This is a genomic window from Bacillus sp. LR--39 (genome assembly GCF_053613335.1).
This window is the reverse complement of the sequence record NZ_JBSIOT010001111.1, coordinates 1-626: the sequence shown is the minus strand read 5'-3', so window position 1 is coordinate 626 and position 626 is coordinate 1. Positions and strand designations below refer to the sequence as shown.

Annotated in this window: 1 pseudogene; it reads left to right on the top strand. The window is 37.7% G+C overall.

Annotation, left to right across the window (positions count from 1 at the left end):
• Positions 1-199: 199 nt before the first annotated feature.
• Positions 200-626 (top strand): annotated as a pseudogene (slrC, locus tag ACWHAR_RS28780) (transcriptional regulator SlrC); the annotation flags it as partial.

Sequence of the window (626 nt, the reverse complement as noted above, 5' to 3'; positions counted from 1 at the left end):
ACTAATATAACCAATGGACCTTATTTATAATAATAAACAATTAAATACTGACTGGATAGTATGTAAATGAAAATAAATCATTCAGCCTATTAAAAATGACCCCTAGGAAACCGAATAGCGTAACCGCTAAAAGAAATAAATACCGCTAAAGATTGATCCGGTGTAAGATAAGGGTAATCATTACCGCCAGGAGAAAAATATGAAAAAAAACAAATTTCAAATTAAAAGAGAAGCAACATTTGAAAGTTTTATAGACGCTGGCGTGAATTTGTTGATTGACCGAGCGTATGATCCGGTTTCTGTAGAAGATATCAGCAGAGCCGCCGGGTACAGCAAAGGAGCATTTTATGTTCATTTTGTCAGCAAGGACGATTTTCTGCTGTATCTTCTAGAAAAACGTCAGATGAAAAAAAAGATCATTATAGGGTATCTTGATCAAATGGAGCGGGAGTCAGTGAAATCGCTGACATTGGACGAGGCTGCAAAACACGCTGCAGAACTGCTTTATTCCTATTACATAAATAAGCCGTCGTGGGACATCACCTCGTTTGCCATGAACATGCCGACATATAAAGTCTTAAAGAAATGCAAGGCTTATGTCCAGCTGTACGTATTGTGGGTGGAAG